Origin of the sequence: Bacillus sp. SIMBA_008 (assembly GCF_046535495.1) — a bacterium.
Taxonomy (GTDB): domain Bacteria; phylum Bacillota; class Bacilli; order Bacillales; family Bacillaceae; genus Bacillus; species Bacillus subtilis.
The window spans coordinates 876,116-893,563 of sequence record NZ_JAWRWL010000001.1; the positions used below are offsets into that span (position 1 = coordinate 876,116).

At 34.7% G+C, this 17,448-nt stretch carries 24 protein-coding genes; 23 read left to right on the forward strand and 1 reads right to left on the reverse strand.

What is annotated here, in order from left to right:
• Positions 1 to 2: 2 nt before the first annotated feature.
• From SB658_RS04810 to SB658_RS04885, 16 genes are all read left to right on the forward strand, one after another.
• On the forward strand, positions 3 to 554 hold the full coding sequence (locus SB658_RS04810; RefSeq protein ID WP_192852097.1) for a hypothetical protein: 552 nt from the start codon (positions 3 to 5) through the stop codon (positions 552 to 554).
• Positions 555 to 583: 29 nt separating this feature from the next.
• Positions 584 to 766 (forward strand): hypothetical protein, encoded by a 183-nt coding sequence (locus SB658_RS04815; RefSeq protein WP_208476104.1) that lies wholly within the window; start codon positions 584 to 586, stop codon positions 764 to 766.
• Entirely contained in the window at positions 763 to 1,308 is a 546-nt protein-coding gene (locus tag SB658_RS04820) for a hypothetical protein (protein ID WP_208476105.1), read from the forward strand. The genes SB658_RS04815 and SB658_RS04820 overlap by 4 nt, the downstream gene beginning before the upstream one ends.
• Positions 1,305 to 1,817 carry a hypothetical protein gene (locus SB658_RS04825; protein WP_208476106.1) on the forward strand — a complete coding sequence of 171 codons (513 nt, stop codon included), beginning with the start codon at positions 1,305 to 1,307 and terminating at the stop codon, positions 1,815 to 1,817. The genes SB658_RS04820 and SB658_RS04825 overlap by 4 nt, the downstream gene beginning before the upstream one ends.
• Positions 1,818 to 1,876: 59 nt before the next feature.
• A complete protein-coding gene (locus SB658_RS04830; RefSeq protein WP_189319785.1) occupies positions 1,877 to 2,038 on the forward strand; it encodes a hypothetical protein in 162 nt (53 codons plus the stop codon).
• A gap of 57 nt (positions 2,039 to 2,095) precedes the next feature.
• Positions 2,096 to 2,737 (forward strand): hypothetical protein, encoded by a 642-nt coding sequence (locus SB658_RS04835; protein WP_252516128.1) that lies wholly within the window; start codon positions 2,096 to 2,098, stop codon positions 2,735 to 2,737.
• A 224-nt stretch (positions 2,738 to 2,961) separates the two neighbouring features.
• Complete coding sequence (locus SB658_RS04840; protein ID WP_208476107.1) at positions 2,962 to 5,868, forward strand: RNA dependent RNA polymerase; 2,907 nt, start codon at positions 2,962 to 2,964, stop codon at positions 5,866 to 5,868.
• Positions 5,869 to 6,183: 315 nt separating this feature from the next.
• Positions 6,184 to 6,402 carry a helix-turn-helix domain-containing protein gene (locus SB658_RS04845; protein WP_208476108.1) on the forward strand — a complete coding sequence of 73 codons (219 nt, stop codon included), beginning with the start codon at positions 6,184 to 6,186 and terminating at the stop codon, positions 6,400 to 6,402.
• A 252-nt stretch (positions 6,403 to 6,654) separates the two neighbouring features.
• Positions 6,655 to 6,840: a hypothetical protein gene (locus SB658_RS04850; RefSeq protein WP_208476109.1), complete on the forward strand. Its 186-nt coding sequence runs from the start codon at positions 6,655 to 6,657 to the stop codon at positions 6,838 to 6,840.
• A gap of 159 nt (positions 6,841 to 6,999) precedes the next feature.
• The gene (locus SB658_RS04855) at positions 7,000 to 7,476 is read left to right on the forward strand and encodes a hypothetical protein (RefSeq protein WP_208476110.1); all 477 of its coding nucleotides are present in this window, start codon (positions 7,000 to 7,002) and stop codon (positions 7,474 to 7,476) included.
• Positions 7,476 to 8,186, forward strand: a complete 711-nt coding sequence (locus SB658_RS04860) for a hypothetical protein (protein ID WP_208476111.1) — start codon at positions 7,476 to 7,478, stop codon at positions 8,184 to 8,186. Before SB658_RS04855 ends, SB658_RS04860 begins: the two co-directional genes overlap by 1 nt.
• Before the next feature lie 28 nt (positions 8,187 to 8,214).
• On the forward strand, positions 8,215 to 8,997 hold the full coding sequence (locus tag SB658_RS04865; RefSeq protein WP_208476112.1) for a hypothetical protein: 783 nt from the start codon (positions 8,215 to 8,217) through the stop codon (positions 8,995 to 8,997).
• A 64-nt stretch (positions 8,998 to 9,061) separates the two neighbouring features.
• Positions 9,062 to 9,556 (forward strand): hypothetical protein, encoded by a 495-nt coding sequence (locus SB658_RS04870; protein ID WP_208476113.1) that lies wholly within the window; start codon positions 9,062 to 9,064, stop codon positions 9,554 to 9,556.
• Positions 9,549 to 9,908 carry a WDGH domain-containing protein gene (locus tag SB658_RS04875; RefSeq protein ID WP_252516129.1) on the forward strand — a complete coding sequence of 120 codons (360 nt, stop codon included), beginning with the start codon at positions 9,549 to 9,551 and terminating at the stop codon, positions 9,906 to 9,908. The genes SB658_RS04870 and SB658_RS04875 overlap by 8 nt, the downstream gene beginning before the upstream one ends.
• Entirely contained in the window at positions 9,908 to 10,369 is a 462-nt protein-coding gene (locus tag SB658_RS04880; protein WP_208476114.1) for a hypothetical protein, read from the forward strand. Before SB658_RS04875 ends, SB658_RS04880 begins: the two co-directional genes overlap by 1 nt.
• Positions 10,370 to 10,388: 19 nt before the next feature.
• Positions 10,389 to 10,802, forward strand: coding sequence for a phBC6A51 family helix-turn-helix protein (locus SB658_RS04885; RefSeq protein WP_208476115.1), 414 nt, complete (start codon positions 10,389 to 10,391; stop codon positions 10,800 to 10,802).
• A 17-nt stretch (positions 10,803 to 10,819) separates the two neighbouring features.
• On the opposite strand, the gene SB658_RS04890 is transcribed toward SB658_RS04885, so the two are convergent.
• Entirely contained in the window at positions 10,820 to 11,458 is a 639-nt protein-coding gene (locus SB658_RS04890) for a recombinase family protein (protein WP_208476116.1), read from the reverse strand.
• Between the two features lie 443 nt (positions 11,459 to 11,901).
• On the opposite strand from SB658_RS04890, the gene SB658_RS04895 reads away from it, so the two are divergent.
• The 7 genes from SB658_RS04895 to SB658_RS04925 all read left to right on the forward strand — a co-directional run bounded on the left by SB658_RS04895 (position 11,902) and on the right by SB658_RS04925 (position 17,407).
• Positions 11,902 to 13,584 (forward strand): hypothetical protein, encoded by a 1,683-nt coding sequence (locus SB658_RS04895; protein WP_410601243.1) that lies wholly within the window; start codon positions 11,902 to 11,904, stop codon positions 13,582 to 13,584.
• A gap of 12 nt (positions 13,585 to 13,596) precedes the next feature.
• Positions 13,597 to 14,967 (forward strand): phage portal protein, encoded by a 1,371-nt coding sequence (locus tag SB658_RS04900; RefSeq protein WP_208476118.1) that lies wholly within the window; start codon positions 13,597 to 13,599, stop codon positions 14,965 to 14,967.
• A gap of 78 nt (positions 14,968 to 15,045) precedes the next feature.
• Positions 15,046 to 15,630, forward strand: coding sequence for a DUF4355 domain-containing protein (locus tag SB658_RS04905; RefSeq protein WP_208476119.1), 585 nt, complete (start codon positions 15,046 to 15,048; stop codon positions 15,628 to 15,630).
• A gap of 24 nt (positions 15,631 to 15,654) precedes the next feature.
• Entirely contained in the window at positions 15,655 to 16,545 is an 891-nt protein-coding gene (locus tag SB658_RS04910; RefSeq protein ID WP_208476120.1) for a phage major capsid protein, read from the forward strand.
• A 63-nt stretch (positions 16,546 to 16,608) separates the two neighbouring features.
• A complete protein-coding gene (locus SB658_RS04915) occupies positions 16,609 to 16,749 on the forward strand; it encodes a hypothetical protein (protein WP_017697635.1) in 141 nt (46 codons plus the stop codon).
• Position 16,750: 1 nt separating this feature from the next.
• The gene (locus SB658_RS04920; protein WP_017697634.1) at positions 16,751 to 17,065 is read left to right on the forward strand and encodes a head-tail connector protein; all 315 of its coding nucleotides are present in this window, start codon (positions 16,751 to 16,753) and stop codon (positions 17,063 to 17,065) included.
• A gap of 3 nt (positions 17,066 to 17,068) precedes the next feature.
• Complete coding sequence (locus tag SB658_RS04925) at positions 17,069 to 17,407, forward strand: hypothetical protein (protein WP_017697633.1); 339 nt, start codon at positions 17,069 to 17,071, stop codon at positions 17,405 to 17,407.
• Positions 17,408 to 17,448 lie beyond the last annotated feature (41 nt).

A 17,448-nucleotide genomic window follows, 5' to 3' on the forward strand; every position in this document is an offset into this window, starting at 1 on the left:
AAATGACATTTAAAAATATCCAGTGGTTTGTTAAGAATTCTGATGGGATTGGCTTCTACGGTTCGTTTGAACCCGTATCGAAAAACGAATTAGTTTCAATTGAAGATATTAGAGAACATTATACAGATCAAAAAATTCAATTTCTAACTGTTCCTGAGGTAAATGCACATGCTTACGGTTCGGACGGGCAAATCTTAATTTGCAAAGAAGGAGCATTTTTTTGGGAAGAGGATAAAGAAGAGTATATTCAAGTTAAACTCGAATCAATTTATAAAGATGCTTACAACAATGTTATTGGGGAGCACAATGAGGTTTTTGAGAATAAAGATGATGAATATCATAACGAAAGGTTTGCTTCTTTAATAGATACAGCAGTATCCAATTCGCAAAAAGAAAAATTAACGAATCTGTTTGACGATCTTTTGGAAAAATGGCATAGTGCGGAATTAGCTTTAGAGGATACTGGTGCGTTTATTGAAGATAGTGATACACTCGAAAAAATGAAAAGCGAGCGAAGAAAAGATTTTATTGAAGTTCTTAACAAATTTAAATAGGATAAAAATAAAATTAGTGGAGGTTTAATGTGACGGAAGATATTTTTGATCTACAGGATGAGCTTAAAGAGGCTGAAATAAATTTAAAAGCTGTTGAAGAAAAACTAGTAGACCATGGCATTCTAGTTCTGAGACGTGAGGAATTAAAGGAACAAATCACCGAAGTAAAACGGTTGATCTCTAATCATCCTGACAATAAGGGGGAGAAATGAGCGCTCTGATGAATTCGCATAAGAAACATCTTGAAGAAAAACAATGTTCCCTCAAGGTTTTGCAAAAACAAATTGATGAGGTATATGAATTAGAGCCAAGAATTGCACTCGAACTCGAACGAAAAAAGGTTGTATTGAAACGAGAAATTGAAGACCTAAAACAATTGATTAAAGGTGAAAACAGAACTGTATTAGACATTGTTATCAGTGGAATGCTTGATGGACAATACTACGAACATATGAAAAAAGTTTCTAGCTATACTGTGGATTACATTATTGATGACTGTATAGTCATGGAATATGTAGAAGAAACAACTACAAATGACTACTGGGAAAGAGTTAAGGCTATTAAGAATGAGCTATGGAACAATATCCTAGAAGAGTCGCCATACTTGGAGAGCGGAGCAATAGATGAGCATGTATTTTATATTCCAGTGAGAAAGGGATATGAGGGTGAAGGGATAAGAAAATTCATTAGTATATTTCAAAATCTAATTGGCAATGAGATTACTCTAATATTCAAAAAGGAGAGTAATAGATGACTGTTAGAAGAAGTGTACGCATCGACTTAGCAGCATCAGCCAACGGATTTAAACGGATCAGAGAAGATAAGTCGCTTTATTATAACCAAAAACATAATGCGATTCTTAGCACGAATGGTCACATAGCAGAGGTTATTAGTCCTCAACCATATGATTCAGTGGTTATTGGGCTGCCTTACATATTGCGTGATGGTGTTTGCAAGAAAGTTACATACAGAAAATCAACGGAAAATTTAAAAAATGACATAAGAATAATGCTTGAGAACCTGGATAAATTCTCATCTAACGGTTTTCATCAAATGACTGTTACAGAACGATTTGATACCGGTTTAATCAAGTTATCTTCCTCATATTGTCCTGAAGTCTATGTGGATGTTTCAAACTTTACTGGCATCAATGGGGAAATCGGCAAGCAACTGTGGTGCAAGATTGAAGTTAATGAGAACAGAGCACCAATAGTAACAGCAATAGAGATCAGTAAGCCATCAGAATACTTAAATTTAATTTGACTACATATCTGACTCGTCCTTATCTGGATGAGTCCTTATTTTAAAAGGAGAGATTTTAAATGAAACAACCGAAGTATTTCTTTTGTTATTCCATTAATCTTCATCGCAAGTTAAGAGAAGCGGGAGCGTCATTTATTTGTGAAGCTTTAAGTACTCGAAATAAGCGTTTCTGGCTTTATGAGAGAGATGAAACTGTTCATAGAATACTAAGTGAAATGTGATGGCTAAAAGCTCTCATAGGGCAATTTAAGCATCGGAAAATTAAGCACAAAAGGAGAATGTTATTGGAAAAGTTATTTGTTAAAGTACCATCCAGTGTTATCCGAAACGAAAAGTTTTACATATCCAATCAAGAGTTCAGCTTATACGCAAATCTTTGTTATAAACACTTCAGGAATGGTAACAAGGACGAGATAGTGTTAGACCATAAGAAACTGATGAATGAGTTGAAAATCAATGATACGAGGACATTAAAGAAGCGATTTAATACATTACATAAGCATGGACTAATAGACAACAGAATAGACAAACTGCCGACAAAAGGATACCTGTCTATTTTTTTAAATTCAAAAGCCAAAAGTGATGGAAGCTTTTGCAAAATGAATCCGTCTATCTTTACCTATTTCAAAAATGATCAAATTGATGAAAACGGAATTCGGTTAGCTTTCTACTATAAAAGTCATATCAACCTAAATGATAAGAGAAAAATCGATTATTGTTATGTAAGTTTTGAAGTGTTGAAAAACCGTTTAAAGATGGGGAATACAACAATAATTGAGGCTAACAAGTCATTGAAAAAGGCTAAGCTTCTTAAGATTGTAAAACATCGGCTTGAAGATAGAGGAAGTTACGATGAAAATGACGCTTTGATCTTTGATAAATGGAACAATCATTACCATATTTTAAGCCCGCTATATTAGGCTTTTCACCTAACTCCTGAATATGCAGAGGTAACCCCTAAACATGCAGAGCTAAATTCCTCTGTGTGCTGCACTGTGAGGAGTGTATATAGAAGAGTATTTAAGATAAAAGATACATTTTAGATACAGTATCTGCAAATCGCAAAAACAAGTTTTGCAATTTCCAGTTTAATTGTCTCTTTTTCGTATTATTTATAAACTTTGATCAATTGGAGGATTACTTATTGAAAAATGAAAATTTGACTAAATCAGTGTTTGTTTACTCTTTGGATTCATCTGCATTTTATAACGATAAAGAAGAAAAATTAAATCAGGAATTACTTCAACTTCGCCTTTATAAAAAGTTCTTGCAAAAGTTAGCTAAAAAGGTAGTCAAACTAAATAATTCAAATGGCATTGATAATCAATTAGAGCTAACTGGCACACTCCTTGTAGAAGAGAAGGGTTTTAAGGAGTTGGAACAATCATTAATTACATATATCAAGGGGAAAGGTGATAGCGAGCCTAAGCTTTCGAACAATATTGATGAGCTTATGGCCTGCAAATACAACAAAGCAAAAATTAATCGTCTTAAAAAAATTGCCAACTGCTGGATTAATGAAAATAGATCAGAATTGCTTGAGGAGCAACAAAGTTTTAAAGGGACTAGAACGCTAAGAGGCGATTCACTAAAAACAAAAGATGGAGAAGTTAAGTCTCAAAAGGTAATCTCATTATTTGATTCAACCCTAATTAGAACACTTGGATTGGAATACAATCAGCTTACGGAAGAGATTATGATAGTTGAATCATTTTACCATAACGTTTTTAGAAGCTTAGTTCAGAATGGTTATTATTTTAATGATGAGAAATACGTTTATTACGCTTCATCAGCCGGACAAATTAGGCAAAAGAAAGGCGTATTCATCAAAGAGAAAACATACCTGGCAAAGAAAAATACTTTAATGTGTGGGCTTAATGAGGAGATAATCAATTCTAATGGTGGGATGAGCATCAACAAATGGATCGCTTACCTTGCTTTATCAAATAGCGCCAGCACACCATGGGAAGGTTTTAACATTGATGAATGTATAGTTGTGGATGATTTTGAAACGAATGTGTCCACTGAGGTTGATTACATAAATGATGAAACATACGAAATCAAAAGGGAACACAAATCAATTCCAATAAATCATACAGATGGCTGCGGAATGATCCTTCCTGAGCTGTCAGTGAATGCGTTTATGTTTAGAGCGCCTTTTATGAAGGGAATGCTAGTTCCTTTTCCATTTGATCAATTCTGCATGAATAACGGTCAATCCAGAATTAAAGACATCTACGGTAAAGAATGGGACATTGTGAAAGACGGAATTAAAATCATCCTGACAAAGAGTCAATTTAAACTCTGGAAGTATTATGATTCATGGGATGACTACCGTTATAAATTTAAAAAATATGGATGTGAAGCAGCAAAGTTAAATGAAGAAGAGGATGAGTTCAAAAACAGTGAGCTCAATTATCAGATGCTGCAGACACTAACTGATATTAGTGATGAGGAATTAGATAAGCTTACGGAAAAGACAGTGAACAGGATTCAAACTCTATACAAAGATAAAGAATCAATGTTAAGTGTCATTGGAGCAGTCGAAAGCAACGCACGTAAAAATAGCTTTCAAAACGCTCATTTGCTTTATCCTGAGTTGCTTAATGATAAGCACTCTAAGGAAATCATCAAGAAGAACAAAAAACGACTTGTAAAGGAAGCGAAAGCAGGGAAAATCCTATTAGAAGGATCTCATTACACTTTTATTATTCCTGATTTATTTGCAGCATGTGGCTTTTGGTTCTGTGGAGAATCGGAGCCTAGAGTGTTATTAAATGATGGAGAAGTCAGCTGTAAGCTATTCGAGGATAATCAAAAATTAGATGTGCTTAGATCGCCGCATTTGTCCAGAGAGCATGGCATTAGAACCAATAAGTTAAATGAAGATTTAAAAGACTGGTTTATCACAAAGGGAGTATACACATCATGTAAGGACGCTTTATCCCGACTTTTGCAGTTTGATGTGGATGGAGATAAAGCGCTTTTAGTTAGTGATGAAACTTTTGTTGATATAGCTGAAAGAAATATGAAAAATGATGATATTGTTCCTCTTTATTATGAAATGAAGACAGCTGAAAAGCAGGAAATCAACAAGGAGAACATCTATAAAAGCCTGGAATTAGCTTTTGGAGTAAATATTGGTGAGTACAGTAACAATATCACCAAGGTATGGAATAGTGACAAGGTTGACTTAGATGTAATCAAATGGCTTACGATGGAGAATAACTTTGAGATTGATTATGCAAAAACCTTATACAAACCAACACGGCCAGACCATGTTGATCAACGCATTAACAGCTATCTGATAGGGAAGCAAAATAAAATGGTTCCTCATTTCTTTATTTATGCAAAAGATAAGAGAATAAAGAATGTTAGACCTAAAAATAAATCTGTAGTTAATCGGTTAGGTGAGAGAATTCCAAATAACAGAATTAACTTTAAGAAGCTGGCGGGTGAATTTGATTACACGAACCTGAAGAATAAAAAAGCTACTCTTGGACTTGATCAAGAAGTGTCTGCACGATTCAATACGCTTTATAAATTGTATGCAGATCAGCAAGAGGAATTAGATACAAAGGAAATTTTCTTGCAAATAAAAGATGAATTACTCAAAGACTTCAGCAGAAAAAAAGTAGAAGATACAATGATCGTGCGAACTTACACACTGCTTGATAGGGGTAAGCATTGGAAAGCTAAACAGCAGAAAAAGCAAGACGTCTCCCGCCAAGATGCAGAATGGCATGTCACAAAAGAGATTAGAGAAACCTTGCTAAGTATTAAGAGAGACAGCAGTTACATAACAGATATATTGGTTGAATATCTATTCAACATTAAAGATTCTAAACATAAGGATACCCTATACAATTGCTTCGGATATCATATTGTCAGGAACTTAAAAAAGAACATCAAAGGGATTATTGAATGTGTAGAGTGTAGGCAGGAAATTGAAAAGGGAACTAGATGCACTGATTGTGAAAAGAAGAGAGAAAGAGAGTTAGAGAAGCTGAAAAAAAGAAGGCAGCGTAAAAGAGAAAAATGTCCCGCATAATTCATAAGAAAATAAACAAAGATGGATGAACCCTTGATATACAAGGGTTTTTCTATTTGTATAGTGCCATCTATAATCTTCTTCTAGGGAAGAAAAAAAGAAGTATTGGTTTACTGATAATTATTAATACGATCCCGTAATTATAATTTATCACAAAAATCAATACAGAGCAATTTTTCCCTTATTAAGTTCAATTTTCATTAGTTTTTGATTATACCTCCTAGTTGATCAAAAAAAGCTGGTCAGTATTGGCCAGTCCTCCCTATTTAGATAATTATTTTTAAATAAAATCCCTTTATGAAAGGAGTATCAAACGTGGAAACTGATAGACATAAACTATGGTTGGATATGCGTAAAAGAAGACTAACTCAGACAGAGATCGCAAAACAATGTGGTTGTGCTCAGTCTAAAATTAGTTCTTTTCTGAATTATGATACAGACATGGCACCGGAACTTTTACAGAGAATCAAAGAATACGTGTACTCTAAACCTGAATATGAAAATGGTAAACGTAGAGTAATTAAGGTTAAATAAATACCTTGTCGTTACTACACTGAACAGCATTGCGGAAACAGTGTTGAAGAGGTGTACCGACCGACTCCAGCGACAATAAATAAATGGTTTCGGAATTTCATTTAAAAAACTCCTTTAATTTTATTTTTATTGTGGTTCCGAGCTATCTGGTTCGGAATTTCTCCTTTTAACATGACTATGTGCGGGGCATCCACAGTGCCCCCGTAATCGTGTTTTAATGAGAAATTCAATAATATTTGGAGGATAACAAAAATGATTGAAAATAAAGCTCAAGATATGAAGATTCTTAAGTCAGGATGCTACTGCAAAAAGTGCGATCATTTTTTTAAAGATACATGGGATATGGAATGCTATTGCCATGGTGAAGAGTGGTATGAAGCCAGTAAAGTAATATTGATGCTAGAGAAGGTGTTTAATAATGATAAAGGAAAAAAGTAAGCAACCTAAATGGGGCCAACCTGATAAGTCTTTTCAGGAGTTGCTTAAAGGTATTGATCCAGAAGTGTTAAGGAAAGCAAACGAGCATATTGTAGAGATGGCTCGAAAGCAGCCACTTTATAGGTTTTAATTGAATTTTTTTAGGAAGGAGGTGAAAACGTGAGCAAACTGACAAATGATTTAATTGGCATATTCAAGATCTTTTCAAAAGACAGTGAGTTGCTAAGGCTTGCCTATTATAAAGATCTAGATGATCCAAAGAATATTGATGTACAGCAAAGAGAAGATTATTATGAAATCCTCAAAGAGATTATTGTTAGGGCTCCTAAATTCAATGATTTAAAACAAGATAACCCTCAATGCCGTATCTGTATGTACTTTGGTAACGGATATTCTACAAACAACCTACGTGTTTCCACTCAAGATGTAATGATTGATGTCTATACCCACATTGAAGAATTTGAGGAGAATGATCCAAGAAGTCTCAAAATTATTGACCGGCTATCAGATATCGTATTCAATAAAAATGTTGCTGGCGTGGGTAAAGTGGCTAATATCAAAAGAATGCTGATTGGAAATCCCCCTGATGGATACATCGGTTATAAACTCATCTTCTCCTTTGGAGCTCCACAATAATGGAGTATTCAAGGGACTTCTTTATTTTAGGCACTCCTGTTTCTACAGAGATAGGAGAATGCCACTTCATTAAACTCAAAGATTACCCTCAATATGTAAATGATCTTTCACAAATAGCTCAATCAAAAGAAGAAATAATTTATAACTTCCAAAATCAGAATAAATTTGGTCAATTGGATAACTTGATTAATGATCTAAAAGCTTCAAGTTTGTTGGACATAGTGAACGTTATGGAGCAGTTAAAAAATGCTTATCTAAGGGTTTTCACAAAGGTGTTCAACAACTCTGATATTTTTGCCTCAATTAACGAAGATAACTTCTACCGGATTCGCAAGTTAATTCTGGATATGCATTGCATCCGTGAGGCAAAAGTGAGTAAGAACCCCGAACTTGAACGGTTCAATCAGAAAAGTAGAGCACTAAAGAGTGAAAACAAAACCGATTTCTCTGATCTTGTGACCTGCGTTGTTCAGTTTACTGGATATTCAGCTGCAGATGTGCTTGATTTGACGCTTCCTCAACTTCATTCTCACTTCTTTAGAGGTGCGGCATTTTTAAACAATCATGCTGCTGTGATATTTTCAACGGTTAGTCCTGATGCGGCTAAGAACATAGGGTCTTGGAGTCAACATATTGATCTGTTTGAAGAAGAGAAACATTACATAACTGACGATGAAGCAAGAAAACTAGAGAAACTTTTCTCTGACTAAAATTAAATTTTAAGGTGGAATACGATTAATGAGTAAAAAGACAGTAATTCATGACGTGTGTAACGTTACTATGAAAAGAAAATCTGATGGGAAAGTAATTGCGACTGGCGAAGCGCAGACTACAAGTATTTCTCAGAGTATCCAGGAGGATTTTCTGAAGGGTGGATGGGGTAACCGTAACCTCTACGTAATTAAATCAGATAAGAATATCACAGGTACAGTCAAAAATGCTTTCTTTAGTTTAGATTGGCTTGCAGCACAACAAGGTGTTAGTGTGGAAAATGGTACTGTAAAGGTTTGGGAAGATGAAGTTCTTACAGTTGGTGCAGGTGGAGCAGTAACTCTAAGCAAATCACCAATTGATACAGTTCTATTTGAAAACAAAGATGGGGAAGTGTTCACTCAAGACAGCACATCCACAGAGGCAACAATCCCGTCAACATTTGCAGAACCAGACTCAGAGGTCACAGCAAGATATAAAGTTGAGGTTGAAGGGGAAATTGTTGAAATTAAAGCCGACACGTTCTCTGAAGCTTATGAACTTGAATATCACACTCTTGAGTATGATCCAGTAACAGAAAAGATTTATAGTGATCTCTATATTCAACTTGATAAAGTTTCTCCTTCAGGTGAAACAGAGTTAGGATTCGAAGCAGGTAATGCTATTACACCAGAAATGAAATTCTCTGCTTTATCAGAAAATAACAAACTTGGACGTTTTGTTCGTGTGAAACGGAAAGCTGATGGAAGTAAAGGTGAACAGCCATCTGGGACTACACAAGAAACAGCTGATCTAGGTGGAGTATCTTAATACTGAATACAGAGGGAGGCCTTTTAATTAAGGTCTTCTTTTCTTATTAAAAGGAGGAATTAAATTGGCATCAAAAAAATTAAATGTATCAGGAGTTAAAACACTTTCAAGGAATATTGATAAAAAACAAAAGGTTCAGCTAAATGATGAATACCACGTATATATCTATCCTCATTTTGGGTTGATTAAGTTGCAAAAGATGTTTGAGAATTTCTTGAAAGTACCATTAGAAGCTCAAGAAAAAGGAATTGATATGAGTAAGATCAGTTCAGTTGATTGGCTTAGTTTTAATATTGTGAAGGAATTTTGTGATCTAGATATTCCCAAAGATATTAAGAAACAGATTGAGTTTTATTATGAGCTTATGAATATTGATTTCCTTTATCCAATCATCAATGAATTCCCGAAAGAGTCACTTGAAAAAGTGAATACTGTAGCAGGTAGACTACAATCGGTATTTGATAAGTTGGGAAATGCTAAAGCTGATGAATTCGAACAAGTGATTATTGATGCTGTAGCTGAATTAGAAAATGAAAATGAGGATAAGTTGAATGGCTAAGTTTGAATTTAATGTTGAAGAAAAAGGACAGATAAGTGATGGATATCATACGTTTGATGAGTTGTATTATCATCGAATGATCTTGTTTGCTGTTATTTGTAATTCGCATAAGGATTCAGCATGGAAGTCTTGGAAGCATGATGATGGGACAATGTATGATGATTACTTTATTGTTGGCATTGAGACTGTCAAAGGACATTACACTTATCATTATCACAAAGATCACTGGGATTTATTTGAGGTTAAGGAGTTAGAAGCTGCGCCAAAATGGGACGGTCATAAGCCTGAAGATGTGACTAGGTTACTAACCTTATGTAAGGACATAAAACAACATACAAAGGAGGAATTGTAATGAGTAACTTTTATTTTAATGTTGATGAAATGGGTGGAGCTAAACAAATAGGTCGAATTAATGCAAATTTAGACTTGGACTTGTATCTTGAAGTTTGTGATTACGATAAGTATTTGTGGAATTCAGATGAAGGTGAAAGAGTGCTTTATGGGGTTAAGATTGCACTTCACTTAATTCATCCGAAATCTACAGAAACCATTAAAGTCATTAAACAAAATAAGTTGGTTGATTCAGAAAAGATTAGTTTTAAGGATACTGAGTCTAAGAAAGTCACATTTGAAAGGTACTTTAGAGATAAAGGGTTAGCCGAATACAAGAATGACTTTGTAGAAAATGAAATGGATTGCTGTGAAAAGTGTGGAGGAACTGAAGGGTTACACCAAACTGAATCTGGGGTTGTATACGCTAAATGTAAATGCAATCTTAAAGAGCTATTATCACAAGAGAAATGTAAAAAATAAAGTAGGTGTAAAATCTATTATGCTTGATGAAAGAAAGTTAAAAGCGATTGAATTATTAGTGGAAGGAAAGTTGAATAGGACTGAGATTGCTAAGGAAGTAGGAGTGACAAGACCAACTCTGTATAACTGGGAAAAGGAAGAAGAATACTCACAGGAGTACGACAGACTTTTACATTACAAAAAACTTTCAGTTAGACGTGAAGTAAGTCGAGATACAAAAGCCTTCTTTGAAAATTTAAAAAAGATTAGTGAATCGTCAACAAATGATAATGCAAGGGTGAAGGCTACGCAGCTATTACTTGCATATACAGAGGGGAATCCTGAGAACATTTTAAATATCAAAGATGAACGAAGTAATGACAATGTATCAGGGGATGTATTGGAAAGAGAAGAAGAGGAATGGAGCGCTTCAAAGCTATCTGAGGATAAATAAAAGACCCTTAGCTTTTATTAGTTGGCTAGGGTCAGTTGTGCTTCATATTCTTTTATCACTTTATAGAAAGTATTCTTAGTAAGCTGCAAGTCTTTAGCGAATTGAACACCTGTAATCTCTTTGCTTTTCCATTTAGAGTAACCTGATTCAAGGGTGAGTCGTTGCTCTTTTGTTAGTGTGTCAAATCCCTTTTTAGGTCGGCCTAAGTGCTTTCCTTTTTCTTTGGCCTCTTTGATTCCTTCTGCTTGTCTCTCTCGTATATCCTCTCTTTCCTTCTCAGCAAAGGCTGTAAGGATAGTCAATACAATCTTCTGTATAGCTTCTTTAAGAATATCGTCTTGATCTTCAGTTGAGTTAATCATTGGTTCTTTAATGAATTTAAGCTTTATGCCATTATCAATGAACCAATCGTATTCTTTTTGAGTCTCTTTCATGTTACGACCCATACGAGTGATCGAATCAAACACAATAGTATCACCTGTTCTTACAACTTGCTTAAGTGTTTTATATGCAGGTCTTTCGAAGTCTTTACCACTTTGTTTATCAATGAATAGATCACGTTCAGCAATTCCTTCTTTAAGCATATTGGTGATCTGCCTGTTTTCGTTTTGATCCTTTGAACTTACTCTTATGTACCCAAATATTTTAGAAGTCATTGCCTGTCATCCTCTCATTTATTGTACCTTTATTATATCATGTTTGTTTGTAAAGGTCTATTATATTTTATAAACGTTTATAAAAATAAAAACGAACCTTTTTAAACGTTATGTTGCTGAGATAGACAGCGTTTATAAACGTATGCCTTTATAAACTATTGTTAAGGTACAAGTAAGTCGTTATATTAGTATGAAACTATACGAATAGACTGCTCTTCAAATGCATTTACAGGCTGTATAAGCATTGATGTATAACCTGATACCTATAGGACTAAATGTGTTTAAAACGTATTAGAAAGGATGTTAGGCATCAATGATAGGGGGCATTCTAAATGACTAAACACCCTCTCATCCGATAGCAACCCACACAATTTTTATTATAATTTTAAAACTCGGAGGTGGTTCATATATCCGAATTAATCAACACTAGAGAAAACAGGAATTTGCTTAGAGAATATCTGTATAAGGATTTCCTGAAAAATGGATCAACTCCAGAAGAAGCAGTAATGAGGACAAACAGAATGATGAAGGAGAAGAATCTCTTCGGTAAAAATGGAGTAGCTCATTCACTTGGGGCTCGAAGTTTTGAATTCTTTTGTCTATATTACCTCCAGGATACTTTCCAAGCAAAACCCACAAACACAGCTCGTAAACTTGGTGATTTCCATTTTGAAATATGGAATACGCTTGATGATATGTTCATTAAAGATGAATTTGATAAGCTTTCCCTTTGTATGCCTCGTGGGAGCTCTAAAACAACAACTGTTAACTTTGCATTATCAACATATTTAGCTGCATACGAAATATCCTACTTTACGCTTGTGGCTGGGAAGAAAGAGGATGATGCGGTTGAATTTATCAATGATACTCGAAAAGCATTTGTTGAGAACCCATACATAATCAATACCTTTGGACATATGCTCACACGTTCAATTAAGTTGAAAATGTACTTCTCAAACGGCTGCAAAATCCAAGCTATAAGTTCTGGAACAAGTATTCGTGGATTGAAGCACAATGGAGTACGACCTACATGTATTATTGGTGATGACTATCAATCAGCAGCTGATGTAATAACTCAGGAAGCAAGAGATAAGAAATACAATACATGGACACAAGATGCTGAATATGCTGGAGATGATCCTGTTTACAGGGATGGCAAGAAGGTTAAGATGGCCACAAAGTTTATTATGCTCGGTACAATTCTACATAGAGACTGTCTTATTTCAAGGATATTAAAGGATAGCCAGTATAAACGGATCGTGAAGAAAGCAGTTCTTGTTGACGATATTGATAAATTATTCAATAGTGGCAAATGGGCTGAATTAAAGAAAATTCGATATGACGCAACTAATCCCAATGCAGAAGAGGATGCTAAAAAGTTCTACCTAGAGCACGAAGAAGAAATGAAGTTCCCAGTTCTTTGGGAAGACAAGTATGATTGCTATGATCTTGCCGTTGGAAAGTATTATCCTAATCCTTCAGCATTCAAACAAGAAATGATGAATGATGCGTCTAAGCTGGGGCAGAAAGCTTTTCATGATATCAAGACATTACCTAGAAAAGAAATTGAGAAGGAAAAAGACAATTTCATAAAAACAATACTTTGTTGTGATCCAGCCGTTGAGGTACAGGATAGTCACGATTATTCTGCTTTTATTGTTGGCTCTAAGACCCCTAATAACTTTAGATGGGTTAGAAAAGCATCTATTGAGAGACTTGAATATGATGACTATATAAAAAAGGTTATTTCCTTGTTGAAAGAATACCCAGATATCACGCATTTATGGATTGAGAAGAACGTATTTAGCGGTGCTGATGTACGTGATATCCAACGAGAAATTAATAAAGATCCTTCACTTATAGCCAGAGATATTCAAATCATAAATGAACATCAAACGAAAAATAAAGAAGCTAAGATTAGAGCCATTGGTGGAAAGATAGACAGTGGTTTTATTGTTTTTCCTCAAGAGGATAAAGAGTTTACTGATCAGATACTGGCTTATGAAGGTGAAAAGTTTACCCGTTTTGATGATGCTCCTGATATTACAGCTGAGTTTGATAGGTTAATTGATGAGATCCAGGAAGTACAATACATTAGCTTTTTAGATAAGTCGGCATTATTTTAAGGAGGTGAGTAATTGAGAAATATAGTTGATTCAGTTTTAAAGCGAAAAAGAAATCAAGAAATTCAAATAACTCCTGAATTAGAGGAATTGCTAAGGAAATGCCTTAGAAAGCTTAGAGAAAATCAGGAGATTTATAAAAAATATGAAGACTACTATAACGGGAATCATAACATAATCAGGAATTACGCTATGAATGATAGCAGAAGTAATATGAAAGTTGTTGTGAATTTCTTTAAGAAGTTTATTCATGACGAAATTGCATATGCACTTGGAAATCCCGTTACATACATAAGCTCAGATGGAAACAATAATTTAATCGAAGTTATTGATTACAGTTTTTCTCATTGGTCAAAGGTTCATGATCAAAAACTAATGCTTGAAGCAACTAAATTTGGTGAGGCATATGAAATTCAATATACTACAAGAGATAATGAGTTTAAGTGTGCAGTGTTAACACCAATGAATTGCTTTGTAATCGAAGAAGGCGATGTTGAAAAAGATGTCATCTTAGCATTACACATCTATAAAAACGACTTGTTTTCCGATAATGAAAAAGTAGACGTTTACATAAGTAACTCGATTTTGCATTTTGATGTTGACGGAAGCGACAATTTAACCTATGTGGATCAGCGAACCCATATCTTCGGTACACCCCCAATTGAAGTAACCTCTGCAAATCATGAGCGAAAAAGCATGTTAGATGATATCCAATCAGAAAATGATGCCTATAATAACACGCTATCTGACCTGGTAAATGAAGTATCAGATTTTAGACAGGCATTTTTGAAAATAACCGGTGCTAAAGTTACTGAAGAGGAAGCACAGAAATTTAAGAAAACTGGCATACTCCAAGTCCCTACACAAGCAACAGTTGATTACCTTATCAAGAAGATTGATGATAAGTTTGTGCAGAATTTGCTTAAAGAACTTGAAGAAAAAATGTACAAGCTGGCTAGCCACGTAGATACAAATGAAAAACTTCAATCTAATCTGTCTTCTGCAGCCCTCAGATCAAGATTAATCTCCTTAGAAAATAAATGTTCCCTGATGCAAGCTATGTTGGAAACAGCGATTAAGAAGCGATTAAAGAACTTCTTTAAATTCATCAAAATCAAAGATGGCGAAGAGTACGATCATAGAAAGATCAAGCTAAAATTAACAATGAACATCCCTTCAGATATTACTGCTTTAGCTGATTCATTAAGCAAATTGTCTGAAGTATGTTCATGGGAAACCATTTTAGCTCAAATACCATTTGTTGAAAATCCTGCGGTAGAGATGCAGAAGAGGAGACAAGAACAAGAATATGCAAGAGAACAAGAAATTGAACATCAAAAGAAGCTTAAATCTCTAGAGAATAACAAAATTCAAGATCCTTTATAATATAGGGTCTTTTCTTATACAAAAATATGCACTTTTTAGGGTCATTGACACTGGAAAGGGCAGATGGAGTGAATTGATATGAATTTAGAAGATGTTAAAAAGTTTTTAGAAGAACAAAAAGATAATGAACAGGTAAAACAATATCTCCAAGGGCTACAGTCTGTATCACTTGAAGGTGTTAAACAGTTTGTTGAAGCAGATGAAGACGCTAAAAAATGGATGCAATCAGAAAAAGATAGATTTTTCTCCACAAGTTTAAACACATGGATGGAGAGCACTTTTCCTCAAAAACTTGAAGAAGAAATTAAGAAACGCTATCCCGATGAAACTCCTGAGCAAAAAAGAATTAGGGAACTTGAACTGAAAAATGAAGAATTTGAGCGTAATGCCAAAATTGAAAAAATGAGAACTATTGCATTAAAGACAGCATCAGAGAAGAAGATCCCAACTGACTTAATTGATTTGTTTGTTTCAGAAAAAGAAGAAGCAACTTTAGAGAACTTGACAAAATTTGAAGAGGCAATGAAGCCGTATATTCAAGAACAGGTTGAAGACCGATTGAAGAATAGCAGCTATACACCGCCTTCCTCTAACAACAATGACCAATCTAGCAGTTCCTCTAGTTTTATGTCAGCAATTTATGAAAACCAAACAAGAAAATAATAAAAACAAAGGTGGAAATACAATATGTCATATTTAAAAGATCAATTAGAAGGTTTCGTACCAAAAGAACAACAAAAAGAGATTTTGAAAGAAGTTACAAAAGGATCTACTCTTTTAAAACTGTCTAAAGTTGAACCTATGAAATCAGATAGAAAGTCAATTCCTGTTTTAACAGAAGGGCCAGGGGCTTACTGGGTTGGAGAAGGTGAGAGAATCCAAACTTCTAATGCCCAATGGATTCATCCAGAGCTTGTAGCGAAGAAAATCGCTGTTATTATGCCAGTGACTAAAGAAAAACTAAGTGACACTGTTATTGATGTATTTAAAGAAATCACTCCTGAAATTGCAAAAGCGTTCTATCTTACCATTGATGGAGCTGGACTATTTGGTATTAATTCTCCTTTCGCTAAAAGTCTTTTCGGTGTAGCAGAAGCTTCTGAAAACTTGGTTGTAAACGGAACTGGTGAATCGTTTGATATTGATGTGTCCAATGCAATGGCTTTAGTTGAGGAGGCAGGACATGATGTGACTGGATATGTTGGACATCGAGGTATTAAGAATACATTGAGAACGCTTAGAGATACAAATGGAAATCAGATTTATGTCCCTGGAGTTACACAAAATGAACTTTATGGCAGCACAGTTGAGTTCGCATCAAAAGGAGGCTTTGATAAAACTAAGGCTGACTTAATCATGGGTAACTTCGACTATTCTTTAGTTGGTATTCGTGAAGGAATTAAATATGAAATCTTGAAAGAAGCAACTTTACATAGCCAAACAATGCCAGATGGAAAACCTCTTTCACTTGCAGAAAACGATATGATTGCCATTAAAGCAACTATGAGACTTGGATTCTTGCCAATTAAAGAAGATGCTTTTGCAGCAATCACACCTAAAGCAACTACACAAGGTTAATTTTGAGAGAGGGGAAACCCTCTCTTTTTTTAACTGAAAAATAATAATATGAGGTGCGGAAACATGAAAGATTACATTGATCCAAATGGTAATGAAGTAAAACTGACAGACAAGGCATTTAATTTAATTTATAAAGAACAGGGCTACAAGGAGAAGAAGAAAACAGTAAGAAAGCAGAAGAAAACTGAGAAAACAGGTGAATAAGGTGGATTCATTATCAAACATTAAATTACTGTTAGAAATTGATAATACAACTGAAGATGCTCTTTTAGAGCTCTATTTAAAAAGAGCTCGGCGATTTGTGATTAATTATTGTGAAATTGAAGAGAATGAGATTTCTGATAATCTATTGAGCGTTATTGAAGATATAGCTGTTTTTAAATATAGATTAAAAGGTGTGGAAGCTACAAAAGCTGAAACAAGAGGAGGGGTTTCAGAAAATTATTATGATTCGCTTCCTAGTGATATTAAGCTTGAATTGGACAGATATAAAATCCCTCATGTAACAGCCGGAGGATGATCAATGAGATACTGTGATGTTTATAATCTTGTTAAAGTTGAAAGGGTTAAGACAGGGGAATTTACTGAAATAGGAACGCCAAAATATGAAAATCGAGAAACTTTGATTCCATACAAGTGTTCTTTTCAGCCTTATGTAGAATCCATTAGTTCTCCAACTGCTGTCGGAAGAATCACTGATGTAACCAATATGATTTTCTGTCCTCCAAATGAGCAACTTAACAGTGGAGTGAAAATTGTACATAAAGACAAAGAGTATGAAGTTCTTTATCCCCCTAGAGACTGGGGGAGGCATTATGAAGTGTATGTGAAATACATAGGAAAATATCAGCCTACTAAGTAGACGAAGGAAGTGCTTTAAATTTTGAGGCACTTCTTTTTTTT